5 protein-coding genes and 1 pseudogene are annotated in these 5,323 nt (G+C 35.8%); 5 read left to right on the top strand and 1 reads right to left on the bottom strand.

Annotated elements, in window-relative coordinates; genetic code table 11:
* The first annotated feature begins 182 nt into the window (after positions 1–182).
* From BLT15_RS12685 to BLT15_RS12665, 5 genes and pseudogenes are all read left to right on the top strand, one after another.
* Positions 183–1,184: a dihydroxyacetone kinase subunit DhaK gene (locus BLT15_RS12685; RefSeq protein WP_089762409.1), complete on the top strand. Its 1,002-nt coding sequence runs from the start codon at positions 183–185 to the stop codon at positions 1,182–1,184.
* Positions 1,185–1,187: 3 nt separating this feature from the next.
* The gene (gene dhaL, locus BLT15_RS12680; protein WP_234985627.1) at positions 1,188–1,850 is read left to right on the top strand and encodes a dihydroxyacetone kinase subunit DhaL; all 663 of its coding nucleotides are present in this window, start codon (positions 1,188–1,190) and stop codon (positions 1,848–1,850) included.
* A 742-nt stretch (positions 1,851–2,592) separates the two neighbouring features.
* Positions 2,593–2,712: pseudogene (locus tag BLT15_RS12675) on the top strand (pyrimidine dimer DNA glycosylase/endonuclease V); the annotation flags it as partial.
* 430 nt (positions 2,713–3,142) lie between these two features.
* Positions 3,143–3,967 (top strand): transposase, encoded by an 825-nt coding sequence (locus BLT15_RS12670; protein WP_159429964.1) that lies wholly within the window; start codon positions 3,143–3,145, stop codon positions 3,965–3,967.
* A gap of 105 nt (positions 3,968–4,072) precedes the next feature.
* The gene (locus BLT15_RS12665; protein WP_089762403.1) at positions 4,073–4,723 is read left to right on the top strand and encodes a transposase; all 651 of its coding nucleotides are present in this window, start codon (positions 4,073–4,075) and stop codon (positions 4,721–4,723) included.
* A 161-nt stretch (positions 4,724–4,884) separates the two neighbouring features.
* On the opposite strand, the gene BLT15_RS13150 is transcribed toward BLT15_RS12665, so the two are convergent.
* Positions 4,885–5,217 carry a hypothetical protein gene (locus tag BLT15_RS13150; RefSeq protein ID WP_143423104.1) on the bottom strand — a complete coding sequence of 111 codons (333 nt, stop codon included), beginning with the start codon at positions 5,215–5,217 and terminating at the stop codon, positions 4,885–4,887.
* Between the last annotated feature and the right edge of the window lie 106 nt (positions 5,218–5,323).

Below are 5,323 nucleotides of genomic sequence, written 5' to 3'. Positions count from 1 at the left end.
TTTTGCCATGGTTTTTTGTCCTCCCTTGGACTTAATACTATATTATAGCTGCTACGATGTCCAGCAGCTTAGGGGGAGGACAAATGTCCGCATTTTTAATAGTCAGCAGTTATCAATGCGTAAAAATTTTAGAACAAAAAAATTAAAAACAATTTAAAGATAAAACAGAAAGGGTGAATATGGTGAAAAAAATCATAAATAATCCAAAAAATTTTGTTGATGAAATGATTTCCGGTTTATTAAGAGCTTATCCAAATAAGTTAAGAACTGTAAATGAAGACCCCAGAGAAGTAGTGAGAGTTGATGCTCCTATTGATGGAAAGGTAGCAATTGCTACTGGTGGTGGATCTGGGCATCTCCCTGTTTTTAAAGGTTATGTGGGCGAAGGATTATGTGATGGAGTGGCTATCGGCGATGTGTTTCAATCACCCAGCGCAGAACAAATGGCGAATGTCACAAAAGAAATAGCTGGAGGCGAAGGAGTTCTTTATCTCTATGGAAATTATGGTGGCGATGTAATGAATTTTGATATGGCTGCTGAAATGGTAGAAATGGATGGTATAGAAGTGGAAACGGTTTTAGTAAAAGATGATGTGGCTTCAGCTCCAAAAGGAGAGGAAGAAAACAGAAGAGGTATTGCCGGTCTTTTTTATGGATATAAAATTGCAGGTGCTGCTGCTGATAAAGGATATGATCTAAAACAAACAGCTAAAACAACCAGAAAAGCACTTGACAATATAAGAAGCATGGGGGTTGCTCTTTCCCCGTGTAGATTGCCAGAAGCTAAAAAGCCAACTTTTGAAATTGAAGAAGATGAAATGGAAATAGGAATGGGAATACACGGTGAGCCTGGCATAAAAAGAGAAAAATTAAAATCAGCTGATGAAGTAACTAAAAGAATGCTAGAAAAAATTTTAGAAGATGGGCCTTATAAATCAGGTGATGAAGTAAGTGTATTAATAAATAGTTTAGGAGCCACACCTAAAGAAGAATTGTATATAGTTTATCGAAAAGTATGGGAAATACTAAACGACAGAGATATAGAAATATATAATAAATATATTGGTGAATATGCGACTTCTTTAGAAATGAAAGGTATGTCAATAACTCTATTTAAACTTAACGAGGAATTTAAAAAGTTATTAAAAGCCCCTGCGTGTTCACCCTTTTTTGTTCAAGAATAATTGGTGGAAGGAGAACACAAAATGCAATATATCGACATAGAAGATTTAGTAGAGTTAAGTAAGTTTTTAGAAAAAGAAATGAAAAACAAGAAAAATGAGTTAAACGAACTTGACGGTAAAATTGGAGATGGAGACTTAGGTATAACCATGGTTAACTTTTTTAAAGGAATTAACGAATTTGCAGATGACTATCGAGGAAATGACATTGGTGAATTTCTCATTAAAGGAGGAATTTCTGCCAATAATAAAGCCTCTTCAACTATGGGAACTTTATTGTCCTCAGCATTAATGGAGGCTGGAAAACAAGTTAAAGGCAAAGATAACATAGATATTGAAGATTTTTCAATGATGATTGAAGCTGGCATTAATAATATTAGTGAAAAAGGAGGGGCTGAGCCAGGGGATAAAACTTTATTAGATGTGTTAATTCCAATAAATAATGTAATAAAAAATTCAATAAATAAGTCTCCTAAACCAAACATTATTGATGAGGTTTTGAAGACAGCAGAAGAAAATGCAGAAAGAACCAAAAATATGATAGCACAGCATGGGAGAGCGGCTTATTACAAGGAAAAATCTAAAGGTAAAATAGACCCCGGGGCAAAAGCCGTAGTTTTTTTAGTCGAAGGAATAAAAAAATATATTAATGATTCCCCCCCAAATTAAACGCCTTAAATACGTTATATTAGCTTAAAAGATAAATTTTTGCATTTCCACAACTTTATTTCTGAATTATACTGATATAGTACGGTATTACGTTGAGGTACTGTGGTTAAATAACTTCTGCTACATGAACACATCCTTGTGCTACTGGGGATGATGCTAACAAAAGGTCTTGCAAACTTTTGAGCGGCCGCCTTTTTATTCGCCAACTCACTAGCCGTCTCCCTTAAATTGGAACTTGGAGATTGTTTTATTATTTTCTTGTTGACTCTGAAACAAATAACTTTTCAAAAATAATCTATTTTCCACCATAAAGCAAATTACCCTGATTATAGCCATTTAAAAACAATTAAACCGGCCGAAAGCCCCTGAGATCAGATTAGCATTTCTCGGGGAGCCTTTTCAGCCGGCAATAACTTAAAAACTAAACTTTAAATTTCTCCGAATTTCTTCGATTTGCTACAAAATTTCCCCTGATCAGTGAAGGTTGATCGCTTATAATGTTTATTTTGTGCAATTTTTAGCTGATTGAAGTATTTTAATAATTACCATTCGACATATTACCTTTATATCTCCAATCCAGGTCCTTACAACCACAGCTTAAAGAAAAGATTTGCTTATATTGCTTATGAATTAGCGAGTAGTTACCACCTTAACGGGTGGTCTTTTTTTGTTTATTTGTAAATAAGTATTGACATATATGCCAGGGAGTTACCATAAATAAGTTGAAAAAGGAGGCGAAAAAATAAGATTGTGGCATCAAGAATTAATTGACAAACTACCCAGACAACAATTATTAGGGCTTCATCGTGAGATTTGCGCACTTCGTGGTCAAAGCTGGGGCAAACCCCACAGCACCGTTAACTAAAGGTTATGGAGATTTTCTTTATTCATTCAAAAAACCCCCTTATCCAATGTCGTATAACGTCCCGAGGGTTCCCGACGTGCTCGTGTCCGTCAGGACCTGACCCAAAAGTTTGCTGGCCAAACTACTAACCTAACTCATTGCAAACTTTGTGACAGAGAGCATGTCCGAAGGCAGGCTGGGCTTTAGCCGTAGCGGAAACCCTCTGTTAGACGACGTCAAACTATATATCTAATATCCAAGAATCCAACTTATTAACTTCTATTTTTCTATTATTACTATTTAATAATGATTGCACTGAAAAAAGTCCAAAATAAACTTCGAGATTCAAGGAAAATCATTTTTTTAGCCGGAAAAAATTGTCCAAAACCCCTGATATCAAGGCGATTATATGGTATAATGGTAACAACATAATAACTGGGGTGATATGATGTTTTCAGAATATGAGGAAGATGAAACAAGGGGTTTTGGCGATTTTGAATACAATTTGCCCGAATCCAAGCAGGATCAGCTTAATGAAGGCTGGCCCGGCATTTTTTACAGAAAAATATTCAAGAATATAGACGAATCCAAGTTTAAAGTTCTTTTTTCGGAAAATATGGGCAGACCTAACTTTCCCGTCCAGATTCTCATTGCTCTGGAAATCTTAAGGCAGTTATTTGATTTCACCGATAAAGAAGTTGTTGATAGCTTCAATTATGATGTTCGCTTCATGAAAGCAGTGGGTTTAAAAAGAGTGGGTCAGCTGAATTTGACCTATAGAACTGTCTATGAGTTTCGCGATAGAATTGTCGAACACGCCAATAAGACCGGCAATAACCTGATCAAAGAAGTTTTTGAAGAACTGACGGATGCGTTAATTGAGATAGCCGATTTAGAAACCGAAATTCAGAAGATGGATTCCACCATGGTCGATGCCAACATCAAAAACCTCTCCAGTATAGAACTTATGCGCAGGACTCTGGACAACTTTGTTTCTGATCTTAATAAAAATCAGAAGGGGAAGATACACAAAAACGTTCTGACAATACTATCAGAAGAAAAGTTTCAGGAATATCTTGATGAATACACCAAAAAGGAGATCCGTGAGATACTGCTGGGCAAAATCAAAACTGTAAAGCAGCATTTTAAAAATGATGATGAAGTCAATAGCTTAAAGTCTTATGAACTTCTCTGTCGACTGGTAGATGATCAGACAATAGAAGCCGGCGGCGAACTCAAAGATGATGAAGATATCTCCGCTGATAGCCTGTAAAACCCCAATGATCCAGATGCTACTTACCGCCGGAAAGGTAAAAGCTCTTCTCAGGGATACTCTTTTAATATTAGTGAGACTTCCCATCCTGACAATCCTGTGCAGATGATAACCGATGTATCAGTTGAGCCCAATGTGCGCAGTGATATTGACTTTCTTGAGGACAGATTATCCGGATTGAATGAGAGAACCTGTCTCGATAAATTAGTTGTAGATGCCGGTTATCATGGCGAAACCTCACAGGCTGCAGCCGAAAAAGAAGATGTGGAAATAATACCGACTGATTTAACAGGTAGAGATCCCGAGTACAGCACTGCCGGTTTTAAGCTAAAAGATGAAGAAGGTATAGCTGCCTGCCCGGCAGGAGTAATTCCGCAAAGAAGCAAGTATCTGGAGAAAAATGATTATTATGCTGCCTGGTTTAAGAAAAGTGACTGCAGCGACTGCTCTTTCCGAAATAAGTGCCCTATCAAAGAGCAAAAGAAAGATATGACTGTAAGATTTACCGGTCGACGTCACGAACTTGATAAAGTGCGAGAAAAGCATAAAGACCCGGAATACGAGGAATTAATGAAACTAAGGCCGGCAATTGAAGGCACCTTTTCTGCGCTTAAAAGATCATATGGACTTTATAAATTCAAAGTTACCGGCATGATCAAAGTCAATATGAATGGAGCATTCAAAGCATTGAGCTACAATTTCAATCAGTTATGCAGGTTATTAACAGGTGATCACAGGCCTTCATTCAGCACTTGAGTAAAATAATAGAGAGAACTATGTCAAAAAATTGAATATCAGGTTTCATCACCTGATTAAACAATCTTGGTCAGGTAATATTGGTACTGGAATCCTTTATTGAAGAAATATCCTGGCATTCTTCTGTTTTCATTCGATCTTATAGGGCCTTTAGGATCTATTTATCCCACTTTTTTCAGTAGAATCAATAATTCATTTGGCAAAACATAAGTTTTATTATTAAATTTAATAATGTAATCAAATTCACAGCCTCCAACAATATCTTCATTTTCAGATTTAGGAATTTTTATTATATTATTACTCAATAAATCATAGTTGGCATTTTTTATTTGATATCTCAAATTACGTTTCAATCTTAGTTTAGAAGAAATATTATTTAATCCAGGTGATGATAAATCATCATTTAAGGTACTAATATTGGATTTAATATCATCATAATAATTTCTTAACAAGCCAATTCTATAATTTAAAGGATAAATACTATTATTAATCAAGAAGATTATTGCTGTTTTTGGTAAACTAAAAATACAGAGAATGGAAACTAAAATTACAGAGGTGTACCTGAAAAAGGAGGGACACCTCCAGGCATCCTAGAATTAA

It is taken from the genome of Halarsenatibacter silvermanii, assembly GCF_900103135.1.
GTDB lineage: Bacteria > Bacillota > Halanaerobiia > Halanaerobiales > Halarsenatibacteraceae > Halarsenatibacter > Halarsenatibacter silvermanii.
The sequence above is the reverse complement of the archived record's forward strand: the minus strand, read 5'-3'. Positions and strand labels throughout refer to the sequence as shown.